This window comes from Streptomyces sp. NPDC001617 (genome assembly GCF_053596855.1).
The window spans coordinates 1-23,070 of the sequence record NZ_JBSFHA010000041.1 but is presented as its reverse complement, the minus strand read 5'-3'; the positions used below and the strand labels follow the sequence as shown (position 1 = coordinate 23,070).

The following is a 23,070-nucleotide window of genomic DNA, read 5'->3' as shown; positions in this document are numbered from 1 at the left end:
TGTGTGTTGTTCCCTTCGTCATTCCATGTCGGTTCGGCTGCCGGAATCGTCAGTGCGGTGGGCACCGTAGATCCGCGTGAGAAACCTTTCTGCGCTGGCCTCGGCGGTCTCCGCTTCGGCTGATCCTGGCTCCGGCACCGCTGATGGGTCGTCGGTCAACGGCACCGGAGCCTCGTGAGCCGAGCGGCCCTTGTCGACAAGGGCCAGGAACGCCTCGACTTGGGGATCGGCCGGCGTCGTGCCGTGCTTGACGGTGCCTTCCTCCCGCTCGTCCCGCTCGTCCTCCCACTCGTCCTGTGGCGCGTCCTGGACGAGGAGTTCGAGCTCCAGGACCTTCGGGAGAGCCGGCATGCCCAGCGACTCGTAGCGGGCGACCACGTGCGGAGGCAGCTTCACCAACCGGAACTCCGGGAGGACGGGCAGACCCTCGGGAACGGTCGGCAGGGGCTGCTGCCCGCGTCGGGCCGCCCGCGGTACGTCATCCGTGGTGTCGCCGGACGCGTCCTGCCCAGTCTGCCGCTCCTCCCGCGCTTCCTCCGCGACGGCCCCGGACGCCTCGCGCCCGGCGGGCTGTTCCTGCTCAGCGGATTCTTCCTGCGCAGCGGACTGCTCCTGCTCGGCGGACGACCCCTCCTGCTCGGCCGGCATCTCGGCCGTCGTCGCCTCGGCCGTTCCCATCGGGGCCTTGCCACGGCCCGTGACCGTGCTGCCGGACGACTCGCCCAGCTGCGGCAGCACCTGACGGACCAGCACGCCCCTGGTGTCGAAGCGCCACTCGGCCACGGCGCCCTCGTACCGGCCCGTCAGCGGCATGGTCGCGGTCAGGCCGTCCGGGAACCGGGCCAGCCGTCCGCCTTCCACCGGAACGCCCTCGCGGTCCAAGAACTGCAGGGGTCCGTCGATGCCCACCGGCTCCCGCAACCGCACCACGTGGTCGACGCCCGGCAGTCGCAGTTCGCGGTACTCGAAGCGGGCACCGGAATCCAGGTGCAGGTCGCCCTCGGGACCCCGGACGACGAACCCGCCGTACTCACGCTGCAGCACCGTCCGGTCCGGCACGACCTGGTCCGCGTCGTCCACCAGTTCCAGCCGCGAGGACGCCGGGGTGGTCTCGGTCGCCGCACGGTCGGTCCGTCGCAGGCGGTGTCCGGCGAGCCGCGGGAGGCCGTGCAGCGGCTCCTCCACCACCCGCACCGCCGGATCCACGGCGGGTCGGGGTGACGGCTCCGCCAGGTCGCCCTCGCGTTCCTCGGGCACGGCCGGCAGCGCGGCCCGGGTGTCGTCACCGGGCTCGCGCAGCCCCAGTCGGGCCAGTCCGTCCTGGTCGATCTCCACCAGGAGGGGCTCGTCCGGGCCTGTCGTCATCGGTGCCTGCCATTGCGCGGGGACCGCCTGACGCCGCCCGAGGAAGAGCTTCTTGTCCCGGTAGGCAGGCGTGACCGTCCACCGCGGTGTCAACCGGACCAGATACCGCCGGCCGCCGGCCGTCGCCTCTGACTGCGGCGCATGCCGCTCGGTGGCGAAGGAAACGACTTCCTTGTCCTCCCGTTCCACCCAGTTGGCGGCCACGTCGGCGATCATCCCGAACGGGCGGTAGGCGGCGGTCTGGTGGCCCACTTCAGCGTCGGGCGCACGCAGATCCGTATACCAGTACGGACCCGCTTCGTACACGCGCTCGGAGCCCATTTCGACGTGCGACTTCTCCGCCGAGGTCTGGGTCAGGGAGCCGCCCTCGAGGGGCCGCACCAGCTCCCACGCCACGAAGTCGACTGTGACCGTCACGTGGGACAGCGCGTCCCCGGCGACCTCGACCTTGTAGCCCTGGGGCGACATCGCCTGCCGCAGTTTCGAACGCAGCAGAGCCGAACCGGTCTGCGCCTGCAACTGGAAGCCGGCGCGCGGACGCAGCACCGGCCGCCCGTCCTCGGGCCCGGGGTACGCCACGTCGTCCAACGCCGCGTGCAGTCCCGGTGCGTCGAACGGGCGCACCCAGGCCTTCTCCGGCAGCCCCACCGGCAGCCCGGCACCCCGCTGCCACTCCAGCAGCGAGCCCCGGACCGGCACTGTGGTCGACGGTCCGGCTTCGTCCTCGGCCGGCAGTATCTCCTGCACCGGAACCGTCGACCGCACCGAACCCGCCAGCAGGAACTCCTCACTCCACTTCCCGCCGAACCGGCGCCCGCCCAACTTCGGCATCCATTCCGGCAGATGCTGGCTGTAATGACCCGGACGCGCGTACGGATACACGTCCATCGTCACCACCAGGTCATGCAGGAACTGGACACCATCCTGGGACCCGGCGCTGGTGACGGACTGCTCGAACTCCCGCGCGAATTCCCAGTCCTTGGTCCGGGCGTGTACTCCGGAGAGGGGCCCGAACAGGAAGATCGGGGCCGGCTTCCCTGGCACCGAGGGATACCAGAACGCCGTGGGGATCACTTCGAACTCCCAGCCGGTGCGCTTCGTCCTGCCCGTGCGGTGTGTCGACTCCAGGCCGGAGTTCGACGTGCGCCCGGTGATCACCCCGTGGTAGCCGCCCTGCCCCAGCCGGGCCCGGAGCACCACCAACTGCTCCACCTTGCCGAACGGGGTGTCACCCTCGATGAAGAGGGGCCGCCCGCCGTTCAGCATCTCCTCGATCACCGCTCCGAAGCCGGACATGCCAGCTATCGGACCCAGCACGTCATGGACCAACCGGTCATTGATCCGGTCGAACTCCGCCACCCGCGCCGGTGGCTCAGCCGCCTGCTCCACGGGCCTGCCCAGGAGTTGATAGGCGATGTCCATCCAGCTGCGCGCCATCCGGCCGTTCGCCACCGACCACTCGTCCAGCCGCCGCGCGATCTGCTGCACCAGCTCGACGCCTGCCTCCAGTCGGTACAGCTCCACTCGGCCGCTGCCCCGGCCCACGTTCACCGGTGGCCGCACCGCGGGCGGCACCTCCACGATCGACAGACCCGGATCGGACCCACCGGGTTCGTGTCCGGTCTCCGAGGGGGCCTCGGCCCGCCCGGCCAGGTAGCGCCTGACGTCAACGTCCTCCAGCTTCTCGACATCGGCCTCGGTCAGTGTGCCGATCCGATGGATCTCACTCGCCGGCACCCACACCCTCACGGCGTCGGGCACCCGTACCCACTTCGACCGCTCCTGCGCCGTCCCCCGGTGGAGGAGGGTGGAGATGTCCTGCCACGCCCGGCCGGTGGCGGTGTGCACCTCGTACGTGGCGTCGAAGCTGACCAGGTAGCCGCGCTCGACCCATTCCTCGGCGGAGACGTCCTTCGCCGCGTCAACCGCCGACACTCCCTGCACCCGGGAGTACATCGCCGCAGTGTCCAGGTCCGGCCCGAAGTAGCCGACGACATGACGGATCACTGCCATGATTCCGCCGCCGAGCTTGGCCCTGACGCCCCACCCCCGCAGCGCTTCCGTTCCCCGCTCGGTCGCGCCGAACCGCGTACCACCGAACCGGCGCGCGTCATCGCGCGCCAGCACCCGTACACCGGTGAGACGAGCCGCCAGGTCCAGCCGCGCGAACAGCTCTCGGGTGCCGGCCAGACCGGCCCGGTTGTGGCTCTTCAGACGCACGGTGTCCTTGAGTCCCACCGCCCGCTCGAACCCGGCCATCCGGGCCTCGGGGCTGGTGAAGCTCTCCAGGACGTCCAACGACGCGTTGCGCTCGTTCAGCTCGTCCGGAACCCGCTCGAACCAGTTCCTGCCCTGGTGCTGGTCGAACGGCACCGGAGCGGCACCCAGCAGCGGCCGCCGGTACAGCTCCCGCCACTTCGTCCCGCCCGGGGCCGCGAGCATCTCCGCCATGGTGCTCTGCAGCTTGGGCACCGGCTTCAGCGCCTCCAGGGTGAAGCCGGCCGGCAGATACCGCGACTCGTCAGCCGGCGCCGGGCCCTCCTGCCATGCCACCGCCGACGCTTCGCCTGCCGAGTCCGACGGATCCGCCAGTGCCACCGCGCCGCGTTCGGGCACCACCACCTCGACCCTGCCGGGAACCACCGACGCCGAGTAGCCCTCGGAACCGTCCGCCTCACGCCACCGCGCCACCTCGCCCGGTACCGCCCAGCGACCACCCACCAGCACCTGGAACTCGACCGGGTAGTCGAAACGGTGGATGCGCTCGCCGCCACCCAGGGACTGCTCGAAGCCCTCCTTCTGCCCGGTCACCTCCGTGGCGGCCCGGTTCTTCTTGTAGGTGATCTGGAAGGTGCCGAACTCGATGTCCTGATCATCTTCGAGGTAGCCGGCGCTGGCGATACCGGTGGACCTGTCCCTGCGCTTGGTGACCGCGACGTTCTGCGTGTGGCTCGCACCGATCGAGCCGTCGAGAGTCACCCCCACGCCCTCGCCGAGATAGCGCGCGTCCGCGGCCTTCATGACCCCGCGGATGAAGACATCCGGTGCCCCGCTGACCCACGCGCTCAACGGGAACCGCACACCGTCGGCGCCGTGCGTCAACTCCCGCGCGTGATCCCGCAGGAACGCGCGGAACTCCGCCGCCACCTTCGGCAGACGCTTGGCGGCCAGCAGCCCCTCGGCCTCCAACCGGTGCAGCACCCGGCCCGCGATGTCCTCCACCGTCTCGTCCGGGATCCGGTACGCGGCGTCCATCCGGTCGGGGACGTCGAACCGGCTGACCCCGGCCGGCTCCGCCGCGGGCACCACCGGCGCCGGCGATTCGCCGGGCTTGCGGGTCCACAGCGTCGCCGCGCCGCCGTCCACCCGCTGCACCACGTGCTTCGGGCCCGAACCCACCCTCACCACGTAGGTGAACTCGACCCGGCGCATGGCGACCGGACCGGCGTACGTCTCTGCCGAGACGTGCTCGCGCCGCTCGGTCGTACCGCTGCCGGTCTTGGTGAGGCGGTAGTCCATGTGGACCACACCGATGTTGGCGGTCAGGGCCTCGGTTCCGCCGACGCCCACGATCACGCCGCCGCCCGAACGGCGTACATAGCCCTGCTCGGACGTGCTCTGCGCGCCGACGGTACGGGTGTGCACGATGCTGCCCTCCGTCTCCGGGAGGTCCCGCACGACCGGGTCGGCGATCGCCACCGCGACCGGGGTCCTCCCCCACCGGCCCGCGAAGGGGAAGGACTTCCGCACGACCTGACCACCGAAGAGTTCCGGCGCCTTGTCGCCCAGCTGGTGCAGCCAGGCGCGGAACTCCCTCGCGGCCGGGTCGTTCAACTTGAAGTCCCTGCCCAGCGCGCTCTGCACGGCCTTGTCGACCTCGCCGAGACCGGCGAGGACGGCGTGCTCGATCTCCTTGGGCTGCCCCACCGGTGCCACGGTCTCGGTGTCCGTGCCGGCCCCCGCGGTCAGATCGTGCCGGGGCCAGGCCAGCCTGACATCCACGGGGACGTAGTCCACCCGGGTCACGGGCTTGCTCCACGGCCAGCGGCCGCGCACGCGGATGGAGAGCCGGTACAGCGCCGTGTGCCCGGCGGCCGTGCTCGGTACGTTCGCCTCGACGACGGTCGTCTCCCCACCGCGGTCGACGGCTGAGGAGAGCGCCGAACTCCGGTGGTTGACCAGCCCGGCGATCTTGCCGAAGAAGAGGAAGAACGGGATGGGCACCCGTATCAGACGTGGCTCGAGCAGCGCCCGGGCGCGTCCGCTCGACACGTTCTGACCGGCCGACTGGTGGGTTCGGCCGAACCCGAACTCCGTGCTTCCCGAGCTCAGTCCGTGCGGGCTTCCCAGACCCACGGCCTCCAGGACGATCTGCGGGCCACCGTTCACCCCGGGGCTGAGGTCGGCTGTGTACCCGCCGTCGAGCGCACGGTGGAAATTCGCCTTGAGGTTTCCGTCCGAGAAGGCGTGCTCGACCAGCTCTCGAATGGTGGGGTCGGCAGCGGCGGCGCCGAGCAGCCGGCCGATCGCGTCACGCACCTCCGCTCCGTCGATGTGGTTCAGGACCTTCGGCCGGTCAACCCGCGCCTGCCGGGCGAGTGCGCCGGGATCGGTCGGCAACGGCCACCGCTCGGCGAGGTCGCTCGTGGCGGAGTCGGCGGACACCGCCCGGACCTGCTCGTCGTACGGCAGCACTCCGCCCTCGGCGGCGTGGGACGGCAGGCCCTGCGCCGTGGCGTCTTCGGTGGCGGACGTGGCGGACGACGCCGACGGGGCCGCGTCCTCCTGGACCCTGCTGAGGAACCGCGCCAGGCCCGCGGCCTCGTCGTCGTGAACCAGCGGCTCGACGCCGCCCGGGTCACCTGCGTGGGGACCGTCCTGTCGGTTCCCGGTGTGCGGACCGGTGTCGTCTGCGGGCTGCCGCAGACCCAGTCGGGCCAGTCCCTCCTGGTCGACCACCACGAGGAGGGGCTCGTCCGGTGGGGTGGTGACCGGCGCCTGCCACTGCGCGGGGGCGGGACGACGCCGCGCGGGGAAGAGCTTCTTCTCGCGGTAGGCGGGCGTGACCGTCCACCGCGGTGTCAGCCGCACGAGGTAGCGGGCGCCGGCGTCGCCTTCCGCCTCGGGCTGCGCGGCCACGCGGGTCGTCGTCCCCGCGACCGACTCCGCCCCCCCGTACGTCAACCAGGTGCTGTACGAGTCCTCCACCAACAGCAAGGGCCGGTTCGCCGCGGTGTGGTCGCCGGCGTGGATGTTCGGCTCGCGCAGGTCGACGATCCGCTCCGGGCCCGCTTCGCCCGCGCTGGTCCACGTCGTCCCGGTGCGCGAGGTGTCGTGGGCGGTCCTGTCCAGGGAGTGGTCGCGCAGCACCCGGACCACTTCCCGCGTGACCACGTCGGCCCTGACGACCACGTGCGCCAGCGCGTCACCGGAGACCTCGACCATGTAGCCCTGCGGAGACAGCGCTTCCGTCAGCCTCGACCGCAGCAACGCTGAACCCGTCTGCGCCTGCAGTTCGAAGCCCGCACGCGGACGCAGCACAGGCCGCCCGTCCCGGCCGCCGAAGGCGAGGTCCTCCACCACCGCGTGGAGTCCCGGTGCGTCGAACGGACGCACCAGCACCTTCGCGGGCAGGCCCACCGGCAACCCGGCACCGCGCTGCCAGTCGGCAAGCGAACCGTGGACCGGCGTCTCGGCCGACAGCTCCGTCTCGTCCGCCAGGGGCAGCACCTCCTCCGCCGGCACGGTGGAGCGCGCCGCACCGGGAAGAGTGAACTCCGTCGTCCACGAGCCGCCGAACGAGGGGCCGCCCAGCCGGGGCATCCAGTCCGGCAGGTACTTGCTGTAGTGCCCGGGGCGCGCGTACGGGTACACGTCCATCGTGAGCAGCAGATCGTGGAGGAACTGCACCCCCTCCCCGGCCCCGGAGCTGGTCACCGACTCCGTGTGCTGCTGCGACACCTCCCACTGCGTGGTCCAGCTGTGGACACCGGCGGGTCCGGCCAGGAGCGCCGCTGCCGGGCGGCGCGTCGTGCCCGGATAGGCGAAGGCGTACAGGCCCCACAGTGCGGACCAGCCCGACTCGGTCGAGTCGGCCTTGCGCTCGGTCGTCTCCAGGCCGTCCCGGGACGTGCGGTGGGAGAGCGTGGCGTGGTAGCGCCCCTCGCCCAGCCGTGCCCGCAGCACCACGAGCTGTTCCACCTTGCCGAAGGGGGTGTCGCCCTCCAGGAACACCGACCGCCCGCCGTTGAGCATCTCCTCGATCACCGTGCCGAAGCCGGACGCGGGCAGCGTCGGGCCGAGCACGTCGTGCACCAGCCGGTCGTTGATCCGGTCGAACTTCGCCACCCGTGCCGGCCCGGCCTCCTGCAGCGCCGGCCGCCCCAGTACCTGGTAGGCGAGGTCCAGCCAGCTCCGGCCGGCCCGCCCTTTCTGCACCGACCACTCGTCCAGCCGGCGCGCGATCTGCTGGACCAGCTCGCCGCCGGCCTCCAGCCGGTACAGCTCGACACGGCCGCTGCCCCGGCCCGTGTTGGCCGGCGCCCGCACCGCCGACACGTCAGGCTCCGGCGACTCCTTCACCGGCGTGTCGTCCGTCTCCGCGGGCGCGGGCGGCTCCTCCACCGGCGTGTCCGCAACCGCCTGTGACCCGGCGTCCACGGCGGCCACGTCCGCGGCCGCGAGGTAGCGTTCGGCGTCCTGTGCCGCCAGCTTCCCGAGGTCCGACTCGGTCAGCTCACCGACCCGGTGGATCTCGCTCGCCGGCACCCACAGGGTGACCGCGTCGGGCACCCGCACCCACCTCGACCGCTCCTCGACCGGCGTGCCGTGGGTCAGTGACGTGATGTCCTGCCATGCCCGGCCCTTGGCGGCGCGCACCTCGTAGGTGGCGTCGAAGCTCACCAGGTAGCCGCGCTCCGTCCAGTCACCGGCGGACACGTCCTTGGCGCCGCGCACGGCGGACGTGCCGTCCGTCCGCCCGTAGGTCACCACGCCGGCGGCATAACCGCCGAAGTAGGTGAGGAGTTCCTCGACCGGGGCCAGGACACCTCCGTCGACCTTGAGCCTGACGGCCCAGCCCTGCTGGCCGCCTGCCGTCCGCTCGACCTCGCCGAAGCGCGTGCCGCCGAACCGGTGCTCCTCGTCGACCGCCACGACCCGCGGGTCACCGAGCCGAGCCGACAGGTCCACCCGCGCGAACAGCTCCCGGCTGCCCGCGAGTCCCGCCCGGTTGTGGCTCTTCAGACGGACGGTGTCCTTGAAGGCCACCACGCGCTCGAACCCGGCCATCCGGGCCGCCGGACCGGTGAAGTTCTCCAGGACGTCCAGCGAGGCGTTGCGCTCGTTGATCTCCTCCGGTCTCCGCTCCAGCCAGTTCCTGCCCTGGTGCTGGTCGAACGCGGCCGGGGCGGAGCCCAGCAGCGGCCGGCGGTACAGCTCCCGCCACTTCGTTCCCCGCGGTGTGGCCAGCATCCCGGCCACCGTGCCCTGCAGCTGCGGCACCGGCTTCAGCGCGTCCAACTGGTAACCGGCCGGGAGGTGTCCCTCGCGCTGGTCCGGCGCCGGCGCGGGGCCTTCCTGCCATACCTGGGCGGACGATCCGGCCGACCGCTCCGACGGCCCCGCCAGCGGCACCACGGCACGCTCGGGCACCACCACCTCGACATGGCCGGGAATCGTCGTGGCCGCGTAGCCCGCGGCCCGGTCCGCCTCACGCCACCGCGCCACCTCGCCCGGCGCCGACCAGCGGCCGCCCACCCGGACCTCGAAGTCGACGTCGAAGCCGAAGCGATGGACCTCGGTACCGCCGCCCACCTCACGTACGGACCCCAGCCGCTGCAGCACCTCGTGGGTGACGACCTCGTTGGACTTGTACGCCAGTCCGGCACCGAGGAGCTCGACCTCGTCGCCCTGGACGCGCGTCCCGGCGCCCGCCACGCCGACGGTACGGTCCTGCCGCTTGGTGACCGCCGTGTTCTGGGCGTGGCTCGCCGTGACGGAACCCGTGAGCGTGATGTGCGCGTCGCCCAGGTACCGGCCGTGCGCGGGCCGCAGCACACCGCGGACGAAGACATCCGGGGCGCCGCTGCGCCACGCGCTCAACGGGAACCGCACCCCGTCCCCGCCGTTCGCCAGCTCCCGCACGTGCTCCCGCAGGAAGGCACGGAAGTGTGTTGCCGCCTCCGTCAGCACAGCGGCGTCCAGCAACCCCTCCGCGTCGAGACGGTGCAGCACCTGGCCGGCGATGTTCTCCACCGTCCGGTCCGAGAGCCGGTAGGCGGAGTCCAGCCGGTCCGGCGCGGTGAACCGGCTCGCGTCCGGCGGCTCCGGGACGGACCGCGGCGTGGCGGCCTCGTCCGTCTCGGCGGACACCGTGTTCCCGATGTCGTCCCCCAGAGCCGCCGCGTCACGTTCCCGCGTCCACAGCGTCGCCACACCGCCGTCCACCTGCTGCGCGGAGCCGTCCGGGCCCCCCACACGGACGACGAGGGCGAACTCCACCCGGCGCTTGTGGATCAGTCCCCGGTGCGTCTCGGCTTCGGCGTACGTACGCGTGTCGGAGACGTCGGTGACGTTCTTGGTCAGTCCGTAGCCCAGGAAGACCGGGCCGATGACGCCGGTCGCGTGGGCGGTGTTGCCGAATCCCAGCGTCAGACCGCCACCCCAGCGCCGGGTCAGTCCCTGCCCCGAGGTGCTCGCCTCGCTGATCTCGTGGGTACGGGTAACGGTGCCCACCGCCTCCGGGAGGTCCCGTACGACGACGTTCTTGGCGATGGCCACCGCGACCTGGGTTCTGCCCCACCGGCCCTTGAACGGGAAGGACCTGCGGAGCACCTGGCCGCCGAACAGCTGCGGCGCATGGCCGGGAAGCTGGTCCAGCCAGGCACGCAGTTCCCGCGCCGCGGGGTCGTTGACCTTGAAGGCGCTGCCCAGCTCGTCCACCACCGCCTCGAGGACACCGGGGCCGACACCGGTGAACTCGGCGTGCAGAACCTCCTCGGTCCGAAGCTGTGCGCTCTGCGCACCGTCGTGCCGCGCGGCGGCGTTCTGGGCCGGGCGGGGCCAGTCGAGGGTCAACGGGACATGGACGATGTCCTCCTGAGTCCTGGCCTTGCTCCAGGGCCAGCGGCCCGGCTTGCGCACCACGACCCGGTACGCCACCGTGTGGCCGGCCCGCGTGACCGGTACCCCGGTCTCGACGACCTCCGTCGTCACGTCACGCCTGGTCTGCGCGGACAGGTTCGTGTCCCGGACGTTGATCAGCCCCGCGATCTTCGCGGCGATCTGGAAGAACGGCAGGGGAACGCGGCCCGCCCGCGGTTCGAGGATCGGCGCCTGACGCATGACCGACGAACTGCGGTCCTCCACCGTCTGGGTCCGGCTGAACCCCAGGTCGCCGGTGCCCGACGTGATCGTGTGCGGCGTGCCGAGGCCCACGGCCTCCACCACCACCTGCGGCCCGCCGTTCGCACGGGCACTGAGGTCGACGCTGTATCCGCCGTCCAGCGCGCGGTGGAAATTCTCCCTGAGCTGCTCGTCCGAGAAGGCGGTGTCGATCATGCCGTACGTACCGCGGTCGGCCGCGGCGAGTCCGACCATCCGGACGATCGCGGTGCGCACGTCGAAGCCGTCGAACTCACCGGTCACCCGCGGCCGCTCCACCCGAGCGCGCCGCGCCAGCTCGGCGGGGTCGAGCGGGGTGTCGCCCAGGCCGAGCGCGTCCTCCTGGTCGGCCCTGGCGAACACCTCGCTCAGCGTCCGCCCGACGCCTGTGGCGGTGGCCTGCTGCGCGGCATCGGAGCCTGCGTCCGTCTGCCCGGCCACGCGCGTCTCCCGCACCGCGACGGCGTCCGCGTCGTCGAGCCCCACCCGGGAGACCTCGTGCCCGGTGCCGTCGATCAGCACCGTGTTGCCGCCGGTGCGGTCGTGGCGCCAGTACCGGCCGTTCGGTGCCGAGTCGGCGGCGCGTGCGGCGAAGGTCTCCTCCAGCACGTGCCCGTTCCTGGAGTTCACCACGATCCGCTCCCTCGGCTCCGCGAGGGGCGTGGTGGGCACCAGGGCGACGGTCTCGTGTCCGAGGAGCTCCGCGCGCAGCGGCAGCCGGGACGGCGCCCGGTCCGGACCGAGCAGCCGCGGCTGCCCACCCGGACGGAACAGGTCGAAGCGCAGGAAGCCCAGGTTCTCCGCCAGCGGCTGGTCCCCGGCGACCGGACGTCCGTCGGCGAAGTAGTGCAGCCGGCGGCCGCTGACGCCGTCCCGGACACTGAACTCGGCCATGCGGCCGTCCCGGAGCTCCCGCGGCGCCTCCTCGACGGTGAACCTCGCCGTCGCCCGCGGATCGCCGAGCAGTTCGAAGCCCTTGGCGATCTGCCCGCCGGCCTGCCGGTCGTGGTGCACGGCCACCTTCGACCCGCGGAGCTCCGCGGGCCCGAAGCCGGGCGTCACCTCGTGGTAGGCGACCTCGTGCCGTTCGCCGCGGAACCTGGTGACCAGACCGGTGGGCAGGTGGACGACCTCATGGCCGTTCGCCGTCCGCGTGACGGTGAAGTCCTGCCCCGGTCCGGGCTCCGTCGGCGCCTCCCGCCGCCTCGACCGGCGCGACAGCCGGCGACCGGTCGGCTCACCCAGGTGCGCGGCGAGCGCCTGGCGCGCGTCGTCCACGGGGTCGTAGGCGGTCACTCCCGGGCCGCGGACCAGCTCGTCCGGGAAGAGACCGTCGTCCGCGACATGGTCGCGCAGCTCCTGCTCGGTGAGTGGGCCCAGGTGGCGGTAACGCTCCCAGTTGTCGTGGTATTCGAAGCCCAGTTCCGCGCCGTTGGGCAGATGCTCGGCCGTGTCGGCCCACCGCTCGGCGGCCTGCAGCACCTCGTGCAGCGTGTGATGGCCGCTCGCCAGCATGTTGCCGACGACGGCGAGGCGGAACCAGCGCAGATCGATACCGGCGTCCCAGGCGATGTTGGCGCGCGCGGCCAGGTCGAGCAGCGACCAGGTGGAGCCGGAGATGCCGGACATGATCAGTCCGCCGCTCTGCTGGGCGGTCGCGTGCGGACCCGAGAACAGCGTCTGCTCGTCGTACGTGGTCGGCAGGCCCTGCTCGTCGACCGGCAGGTGCCGCGCGGCGTGAAGCTGCTCACCGCCCAGCCATGCCTCGCCGTCGTCCGTCCAGGCGCGCTCCCTGTCACTGAGCGGGACGGCGCTCGGGTAGTCGACGTGGCGTGGCTCCAGCACGTCCGGGAACGCCTCCTGCCACAGTTCCCTTCTCTCGCCCAGTTGCTTCGCCGTGGGCTCGACCCAGCGGTCCAGCCCCGCCATCACATCGGCCTTCATACCGACGTACAGGAACACCATCTGCTCGCGGATGTTGCCGTGGTAGGCGACCTCTTCCAGGGCCTCAAGATTCCGGCCGACCGCTCCGACCGCGTATTCCTGCTCGGAGCCGACGCCGAACTTGTGCCGCTGTTCGGGATCGGCCTTCTCCCAGGCCAGGCGGGCGAGGGTGGCGACCTGGCGTTGCGCCTCGGGGCGCTGCGCGAGGTAGGAGCCGAGTCTGCGCTCGAAGCGTTCGGCCTCGCGCTGGAAGGCCAGCCGTTCCATGTCGGCGGCGCTCGCGGCGTCGGACGGGGCCTCTTGCCGCTCCGCCGGCCGCACCGGCTGGGACGCCGGGCGCTGCGTGAGGCGGCCGAGGAAACCGGCGCGGTCCTCGTTCAGGGCCGCCACCGTGCGCGCGTACTCCGGGTCCTCGCTGGTCAGGACACGTGTGAGCGGCGTCGTCGGGTTGTCCGGCCCGGCGACGGACAACTGCTCCCGGCGCGGCTCCCCGACCGCCTCCGAAGCCTGGGCCCGCTGCGTCCGCTCCTGGAACAACCGGAACGCGGCTGCGAACTCGGGGTCGTCCTCCTCGCCGTCGACCTCGTCGTTGCCGACCTCCTCGTGCGGCGACTCGTCCTCTGCGGCGTCCGGCTGCGGAGAATCCTTGTGCGTCGGCACGGCCTCCTGCTGCTCCATGACCGCGGGCTCGGTCAGGTGCTCGGGTTCCCGCTCGTCGCGGGTGGCGGTGGTGTCCGGGGAGACCGGGACGTCCTCGCCCGTCCCCGCCACGTCCACGGGCCGCTGCGGAACCTCCTGCACGTCGGCATCGTCCTGCTCGACCATGTCCGTGGTGTCGTGCCCGCCGCTCAGCTCCTCCTGCGAGAAGACAGGATCGGCCTGCTGCTCGGACAGGTCCGCATGCGCGGTGGAAGCGCCGGCCGCGAGGCCGGGGTGCTCCTCGGTCTCCGTGGCGAACGACGGTGCCTCAGCCGCGTCCATGGGTGCCTTGCCGCGACCCGAGACCTCGTCACCGGCAGGCCGGCCGAGCCGCGGCAGGACCTGACGCACCAGCACACCACTGGTGTCCAAGCGCCACTGCGCCACGGTGCCCTCGAAAGGGCCCGCCAGCGGGACGGTGACGGTCAGGCCGTCCGGGAAGCGGGCCAGCCGCCCGCCCTCGACCGGAACACCCTCACGGTCCAGCAGTTCCAACGACCCCTCGATACCCACCGGCTCGCGCAACCGCACCACGTGATCGACGCCCGGCAGCTCCAGTTCGCGGTACTCGAACCCGCCACGGGAATCCAGGAACAGATTGCCCTCGGGCCCCCGGACGACGAACCCGCCGCCCTCACGCGGCAGCACCGTCCGATCCGGCACGACCTCACCCGCGGCGTCCACCAGATCCAGCCGCGATGACGCCGGCGACGTACCGGTCGCCGCGGTGTCCGTGCGCCGCAGCCGGTACCCGGCCGGCTGCGAAGCGCCGTGCAGCGGCCCCTCCACCACCCGCACCGCCGGTTCGGCGGCGCGGTCCGGTGCTTGTTCCGGCGTCGGCGTCTCGGTCTCCGTATCCACGACGGCGTCCGCACCGTAGAGGTCCGGGCGGGAGATCTCCGGCCCGGTGCCGTCGCTCAGCTCGGCATGCACGGACTCCGGCTGCTGCGGTTGCGGGAGTGCCTCGTCAGCCATGGGCGACTGGGTGCGCGGCGCCTCGGGAGCGGAGGTCTCGGCGCGCGCGGCCACCACCCCCTGCGCAGCGCCCGGCTCCGCTTCCGCAGACGGCTCCCGATCCTGCTCCTCGTCCTCCTCGTCCTCCTCGTCCTCCTCGTACACGGTCGGCAGCACCCGGGGCCGTTTCCGCTCCAGCCGCACCAGGCCGGCGGGAAAGACCTCGGTGGTGGGGACCTCCGGGATGTGCTGGGGCACGCCGGATGTGTCGTCCGCGAGAACGTCCGCTTCGCCTGGAGGCGAGGTGTCCGCACGGCCGATCGGGGAGCCGTCCAGCTGATAGCGCACCGACAAGCCGTCACGATCAGTGATGACGTACGACGCCCCGTCAACGGGGAGTCTCACTACGCCCTTCTCGTCGACGGTCTCGGCATTGCTGACGGTGCGGCCGTCGATGACCTCCTCGGACCCGAGCAGCTCGTGCGTCGTCACCATGTCCTCGAAGTCCTCGCGGATGCCGACCCTGAGACCGGTGGGCTGGCCCACGGGAACGCTCTCCTGGTACACGAGGTCGCCGTCGCCGTCGTACTCCATCCGCAGACCGGTGGGTTCATGGACGACCACGTGGCCGTCGGCGTCGCCCGGCATGACGGTGAACTCTCCGACGCGGGAGCCGCTGTCCGGGCTGTCCGAGCCGAGGTACTCCTGCAGGGCCTCCTGGGCGGCGGTGAGCAGGTTCTGGTGGGCGTCGGCCCGGACGGCCGCCAGGTCGGCGTCCATCACGTGCGCGGGCAAACCCCATTGCCGCAACGTTGCCGCGGTCTCTTCGGTGAGCTGGAGGACTTCGGCCATCCCCTCGTCGAAATCGGCCACGCGTTCTATGGCCTCCAGGGGAGCGGCGGAGCGGTCCATGCTCACGCCCGGGGCAGCCGCCGACCGGCTGGTCTCCGCGATGTTCGCCTGGTTCCACCTTCCGGCTTTGTCGACGATGCGTCGGAAGCGCCGTTCCAGCGCCGGGTCGTAATCCGCGACCCAGCTCGGGTCGCTGATCAGCCGCCACATCTCAATCCCGAGCCCGCCCTGGGCCGCCGGTCCGCCGACGGCGCTCTCGCGATCGGTTCCCTCCTGCGGCGACGATGCGAAAGAGGCCGCTCCGGTGTCGCCGCGCCCCTCCTGAAGGGGACGCGACGAGAAGAGCCCGCCCATCGAGAACTGCTCCTCGACGGGTTCTTCCGAGCTTTGCGTGCTGTGCGTCCCGGACGAACGCTGCTCCGAGTCCGGCGACACGGCGCGCTCGCCGGCCTGCTCGGCGGGAGCGTCGACCTCGACGCTGAAGGGCCACGCCTGATGGTTGCGCTGAAAGACGGTCTCCCGCCCGGTCCTGGGATCGGTGTGGAAGTCCTTGTAGCCCGGATTGATCCAGTTCCAGCGCCGCGTGCCGGACAGCAGCTCGACGCCGTCGGCGTCGAAACGGGTCCAGGTCCAGGTGCCGTCGGCGCCCTGCCGGGCACGGACGACACCGCCGTCGGCCGTCGGATGGTAGGTGCGTACGGCGAGGAGGGTCACCGATGGCTGGAGGCTGCTGGGCGTGTCGTGGAAGGTCCGCGTCCTGGCGTCCCAGGTGCGCGTGCCGTGAGCGACCTGGTTCCCGGCCGCGTCGAACTCGGTCCAGCCAAGTTCGCCGGCGGCGCTCCGGTCGACCTGCACGAGGTGACCGCCACCCAGCGGTTCCTGCTCGAAGAGGACGACATCGGGCTGCTGCCGACTGGTCAGGCGCAGCGCACCGGTGGGAGACGTACCGATGGTCACGAAGCCGTGCGGGCCGACCACCGGGGTGCCGGTCGTGTCGATGCGGGAGGCCGTGCCGGTGCTGTGGTCGATCCGCCAGTGCTCACCGGTCGGGACGCCGTCCCGTCGGCGGATGGTGACGGTCGTCTCCCCGATCCGCCCGGATCCGAGCGCGACGGCCTGCACGGTGTCGTCCCGCCGCGTGCCCTCGCCCGGGGCGGCCGAGGTCGCGTGCCCCGTGTCACCGCTGATGTCGAGCGGCTCGGAGACCGGCTCCTCCTCGATCGGGACGAGCGCCGGCGGCTCGGTCGGCCGCAGCCACTCGTCCAGGTTCGCGTCGGACGGGAGCATGAGGTACAGGCCGTCGGGGACGGTGACCCGCAACTGTCCGTGGCGGCCGGTCAGGACGAGGCCGAGGGTGGCCTTGTAGTAGAAGTACGGCTGCCGCGCCCGCTCCCGGTTGGCCTCGTTGACGTCCTCGGCCTCGCCCGAGGTCTCCTGGCTGCGGTCCCAGCCGTAGCTGTACGGGTCACGGTTGATGACCCGGGGGCCCTGCTCCGGGTCGTTGGCGCTTTCCAGGCCGACCCCGACGTACCACCCGGAGGACTCCTTGACGGGGTCCTTCTCCGACTCGTGGGCCTGGGTGTAGTGGCGGGCCTTGAAGACGGCGGGGTCGGCCGGTCCGATGCGCGTGACGCTCCTGACGTCGATGCCCACGGTGACGAGCCGCTTGCCTACCGGCACCTCGTACTGGTGCTTCAGCAGCTTCTCGAAGCCGGCCCGCAGCATGTTCTCGCCCGTGTGGTGGGCGTACGCCACGCCGGCCACGATCTCCGGCCCGGGGGCGTTCCAGGTCTCCGGAGCCGCCGCCTCCAGGTTCTCGCGCTGCACCCGCGAGGGGGCCGCGGCCAGCGCCGCCCACTTGTGCACCGCCGCGTGCGCGGGCAGCGCCCACGGGTGGCCGTCCTTCAGCAGCCGCTCCAGCAGGGACTCGGGTGTCGTACTGGTGGAGGTCTGCGGCCGTCCGACGGCGGACGGCTCCCACACCGGGTCGGTGCCGACGGCACGGGCCGGAGCGGGCGGCTGCTCGCCGGTGGTGACCAGGTGGCCCGGGACCAGGAGGCGCACATCGCCGCGTACGGTGCCCGCGTCGGTGTCCTCCGGCTCCGGGAAGCGCCTGACGAACGTCTCATGGGCCTGCCACCAGTCCCCGGCGGCCTGGCGGTACCCGGTCCAGCCGGCCACCGTCAGCGCGGCGCCGCGCACCAGCCCGAGAGGAGCGCGCAGCGCGTCCGGCAGCTCGTAGGAGAGACCCATCCGGACATGGAAGGTCACCTCGTGGCCGAACTCGACGGAACCCTCCCGGGTCTGCGCCCGGTAGATCTCCATCTCCTTCTCGGTTTTCTCGTGGCCGACCTCGGTCCCCTGGCGGTAGCCGGCCTCGACCTCCGGGCCGAAGTGGACGTGGTTGCCCATCAGGGCGCGCCCCACCAGAGCGGCCTGCCATCCGAAGGACGTCCCCTTGGTCGTGCCCGTCTCCCGCACCGCCTGGTTACGCAGCGTCAGCCGCACGTCGGGCCGGTCGAGCTGCTGCCGCGGCCGCCCCACCTGGGCGGTGACCTGCACCCACAGGTAGCGGGCACCGAAGGCGGAGGGTACGGCGAGCCACCGCGACACGCCGCCGCCGGTCAGCACCGAGTACTGGCTGAGCAGGGCCTCGGAAGAAAAGGACCTGTCCAGTTCGCGCACCAGCAGGTTCGGCCGGTACTCGTCGCCGCGGTCCTTGACCAGGCCCTGTCCGGTGAGCCACTGCTTCATCAGCTCCAGCACACCGTCGGCGTGCAGCACCTCCGCGTGACCCACTCCCGGCAGCAGCGCGGGGTCCACATGGCCCGTCGGCTCGTGCGGCGCCACCGTCACGTCCGTCGGTGTCGGCAGGCCCAGGTCCGCGATCCGCCGCTCGGGTACGAGGATCTCCAGTCCGCCCGCGACCCGGACGGTCTGCGTCAGCGCGGTCATGTGCCGACCGGAGCCGCTCAGCCGGTCGAACAGGCCGATGCTCTTCCACCGGAAGACGGTGATCTCGAACACCGGATCCGCACGATAGGTGTGGGTGGTACCGCCGTAGGTGGCCCGGGTGATGCCCACCGGGCCCGTGGCCGTGCTCTCCTCACGGCTGCGGCCCCACTCCCAGTTCGCCTTGCCGATAGCCGCGACCTTGGCGTGCGGGGAGTGCGCCTTGTCACCGATCTCGAACCGCAGACCGGCACCGGCGGTCAAGCCGGCCGAGCCCTCCTTCCCCCTGCTCGTCTCGTGCTGCGCCTGTCCCTGCGAGTACTGCTCGACCTCCACCTCCTCGCCCCGGCCGGCGTGGACGGTGAGGTGCCGGGGCTCGGTGACCACCATCCGGACGCGCAGCATGTGATGCCATCCGCCGTCGGTGGTGGGCAGGTCGACCAGCAGACCCGGTCCGACCAGTTCCGCGAAGTGGGCCGCCAGTTCCGTGGACGCGAAGGTCCGGTTCAGCGCGGCGGGCCAGTTCGCCCAGTCCTCCAGCCAGTCGCCGTCCAGGCCGTCGGCCTGCTGGAGCAGCCGTGCCGCGGCGAGCGGCAGGTCGCGGGGGGTGAGGAAGGTCGGGAAGACGCCCGCGACGCCGCCGTGGAGGAAGGCGGTCGTCGGCTGCGCAGCCTCGGCCGGCACCTCGACCCGGCCGGCCTCGCGCGCCTCGTCGTGCGTGACGGGCTGAGCCGGGACGTGCTGGTGCGGAACGACGATCCGGGCCACCGCGTCGCCGGGCCGGTCGATCCACCACCGGTGCGGCGAGTGGCCGGAGGAGCGCACCGACAGCTCGTAGACGAGGTTGTAGACATGCTCGTCCACGGAGCCGACCGTCTCCGTGCGCCGGTAGGACTTGGCGGCACCGGCGAACTCGCTGCTCCGGCTCAGCCCGCCACCGATCGACAAGCCGACGTTTCCCACCTGCAGGCGCAGCAGCTTCTTGACCTTCACAGCCAGCCGGGCACCGAGCTGGAATTCGGCGTTCCAGGAGGTCGCCCGGCTGCCGGTCGTCGCGGCGCTCTCCAGCGCCCGCGCGTTGACGATCATCGGATAGGCGTCCACGTCGGTCCGGCCGTGGACCCGCTCCAGCAGGCGCGCCCCCACCGACACGGTGTACGTCCGGCCGCTCACGGCGATGTCGTGCGTCACGCCCGCCAGCAGCCGCGGCAGGTCGCTCTCCAGCGCCGGGCGGTCGAACCACGTGGCCAGGTCGTCCTCGGCCTTCGACCAGTCGGGCGCCTTCCGGCCGCCCGTCCGCTGCCGGTGCAGGGTGGCCAGCACCGTGCGGATCTGGGGGAGCACCAGCTCCGCGCCGGGCAGGGCGATGGCCATGCCGAAGCCCTGACCGAGCCGGGACGCCAGCGCGAACGGCTCGCGCGGATGCGGTTGCGGCAGCGGGGCGTCCAGGCGCGCCGGCCTCTGGTAGGCGGACTCCGGCAGTCCCACCCCGTGGTCCGCGGCCAGGGTCAGCAGCCGCGCGACGTTCGGCGCCGCGTCGACGGGACCGTCCAGGGAGAGTGCCTCCTGGCGCAGCGGCGGCGCGTCCTCACCCAGCAGCCGCTTCTCGAAGTCTGCAGCCTCCCGGCCGGGGACGCCGATCTCCGCGTCGACGACGTGCTCCACGGGGGCGATGGTGTGGGTGTCCGACACCACCTTCACCGTCACCCGCAGCCCCGCCCGGTACCGAGCCTGCTCGCTGGCGGCGTTCAGCACGGTGTGGGACATCGCCACTTCGGCCAGACCGTGCCCGGCCTCCCGGGTGCGGTCGTACGTCAGCGCGCCGGAGGGCATGAACCGGACCGCACCGTCCTTGCCGCCTGCGCTGGCGACGCCGACCGACAGCCGTCCCTTGTCCGTCCGTGAACGGGCGACGGTGATACCGACGCCGGAGTCCTCGCGCACCGAGATGTCGGGGGTGTCACCGAGGTACTGCAGGTCGTGGATGCTCGCCTGCACGGAGAAGCTGCCGCGGAACGCCCTCCCGCCCGCACGGACGTCCACCCGGTTGACCACCACGCCGTTGCCGAGCAGGTGCCTGCTGCGGTTGCGGGCCGACTTCTCGTTGAGACGGGCCAGCACCGTCTCCGCGATCTGCCGCACCGCCTCGGCGGGCAGCCCCGCGGAGCGCAGGCGCCGCTGCAGCTGGGCCGCGACCGGTACCAGGTCGACGGCGTTGATCACCTCGCGGGCGTGATGCGGGCGCGCCACACCGGTGCCCCGTGGGCCAGGCTCGTCCACGGTCTCAAGGCGCGGCCCGCCCGGCTTCGTGAAGTCCGACGGCAGCTCCACCGTCACCTGGGCCGGAACCACCAGCCGCTCGTCCCCGGTGACGTAGGGGCGCGGCTCGCCGTCCACGAAGACGCGCAGGTGCACACCGCCGGACAGGAACCGGAGCGTGTCCTTCACGAAGACCTTGCGGCCCGCCACGACGGTGCGTTCCAGTTCCGTGGCCTGTGCACGGCTCCACTGGCCTCCGACCAGCGGGATCACGGGCAGCAGGGAGCCGCCGCCCTTGGCGACCGACAGGACCGTGAGGGGGACGATGTCCAGGCCGTGCGGGCGCTCGATCGCGGTCTTGTTGGTGGACGACTGCCCGGCGAAGGACACCTTGTACTCGCGCACGGCCGCGTCCGCGTGCGGGTCCACCGGGGCGGGAGCGAGCTGCTTCAGCACCGGCCGCACCCACACCACGTGGTCGCCGGCCACCACCATCAGGCCCCGCTGCAGCGCCCTGTCCCAGGCTGCCACGGGCGTGCCGGCGTGCTCCTCCTCGCTGTCGTGCTCCGCCGTTCCCACCGCGGGCGCGCCGACCAGCAGCCCGCGGACCGCGTCGTAAATGCCCTGGATCAGCTCGGTACCGTCCCCCGGCCGCGTCACCTCGAACGCGACCCGGTCCGCCCACCGCTGTGCCAGGTCATCGTCGAGCGCCGCGGCGTCGTGGACGGTCACCTCTCCGAGAGCGCCCCGGTCCACGTACCACGGCACCTCGGCGACCGGCGGTTCCTCCGCTGTCGTCCGGTCGGGGGTGGGCGCCTCCTCCCGGGTGCGGGTGTCGTCGGCGACGGGCTCCTGCTCGAGTACGCGAGTGCCGTCCGCTGTCTGCGCCTGCTCGGACGCGCTCGCCTCCTGCGCGGCCCGGACCTCCTCGGAGACAGCGGGAGGCATTTCGACGTCGCGCGCTTCCTCCGCCGTACGGCGGTCCGCCGGTGTGCGTTCCGGGTGGCTGACGGTGATGACCGCGCGGCGGTGCGCGGCCGGGCCGTCGGCGACGCTCGTGCCGGCCGGGAACTCACGGCCGCGTGAGGTGGGTACGACGTTGAAGTGCGCGGCCTGCAGCTCCGGTGGCGCTCCTGCCGCCTCCAGGTGCCTGCGCAGGCTCTCCTGGAAGGCGTCCGCCACTGCCTCGGCCCGTTCCTGCCCCCGCTGGACGGCACGGCCGTAGTGGGGCCGTCCAAGCCGGGTGCCGTTGCCGTGACCGCTGACGGACACGACGGGCAGCGGCCCTCCCTGCTCGAAGGCCGCCACACCCTCCTGGGCCGTGCTCGCGGCGAGTGCGTCGATGGCCCGCAGGGCCTCTGCGGACGGCCTGCTGGATCCTGCGTCGAAGGAGATGTGCCGGATGACCGGTTCCGGAGCCCGCACCTGCCGTGCCGCACGGTCGAAGTAGTACTCGGTCGACGTACGCAGATCGGTCACCCGGAAGCCACCGGACAGCCGCGTCGCCGCCTCGCCCCGCGGCACGTCGGCGTGCAACCCCGTTCCGGCGATCTGCGGTACCAGCCGTACCTCGCGCACAGAGCCCTCCGGTGCGAAGCGCAGCCGCACGCGCTGACCGCTGAGCGGGTTGCCCCGGTACACCGTCAGCGGCCCTTCCATCGACTCCAGCACCCGGTCGGCGTCGTAGTGCCACGTCACCGGGCCCTCGGGGCGGCCCTCGACGTGCACCACGAGCCCGCCGTCCCCGGTCGGCTCGACCCGTACGCCGGTGCCCGCCCCGGTCCCGGTCCCGACGGACACGACGGGCAGCAGCTGTCCCGACTCGACGTCGACCCGGATGACGTGGCCGGTGCCGGGCAGCGTGATGTCCTCGTGCTCGGCGATGGCTTCCAGCCGCGCCGGCCCGGCGCTCGTCCCCGCGGCCCGCTCCGGCGCTGCCTCCGGCACCGCACGTGACGACGAGGCCTGCGTGTCGACGGCACCGCCCCGCAGGCCCGGCCGCCGCGACGCGTCGACGCCCCGCTCCGTGGCCAGCGCCCTGGCCACCTCGACGGCCCGCTCGAGCCGGTCCGGCGCGCCCTCGTTCTTGTGCAGTTCCTGGGCCACGCGCATCGTCGCCCAGTACTGCTCGGAGTCCCGCTCCAGCAACGAACCGGGGCCCTCGGCCACCGTGAGGCGGAAGGGGTTGTGTTCCGCCGTGACCCGCGCCGCCTCAACCCACAAGCCCTCGGCCGCACGCTCGCCCAGCTTGCCGAACGTCACGGCGAACCGCCGCAGCTCCGCCGACGGCGGCGGCACCTCGCGGACCCGGATGTGCTCGAAGTCGCCTTCCTCGTCGCTGTAGACCGTTCGGGCCTCGATCCCCAGCCGGGCTCCGGGGAGCAGCAGCACCTCCTCCTCGTACGGTTTTTTCGAGAACGGCGTGATGTCCCGGCCCCAGTTCCCGGTGAGCTCCACACGGACCAGCACGGGGAGTGTCCCCGGCAGCGGGGTGTCCCACATGAACGCACTGGCCGTGTACTCGTCGCGGCTGAAGCTGGCGAACGCCGGGAAGGTGAACTCGGAGCGGCCGGACGCGGCCGGGTCGCCATGGCCGGTCCCCGCGAAGAGTTCCTCGGCGGAACGCTTGCCACGCCAGACCTCACCGGTCGCGGGCGGCAA

At 72.3% G+C, this 23,070-nt stretch carries 1 protein-coding gene; it reads right to left on the bottom strand.

What is annotated here, in order from left to right:
- Positions 1 to 18 precede the first annotated feature (18 nt).
- A complete protein-coding gene (locus ACWC09_RS28075; protein ID WP_450853557.1) occupies positions 19 to 22,911 on the bottom strand; it encodes a hypothetical protein in 22,893 nt (7,630 codons plus the stop codon).
- Positions 22,912 to 23,070 lie beyond the last annotated feature (159 nt).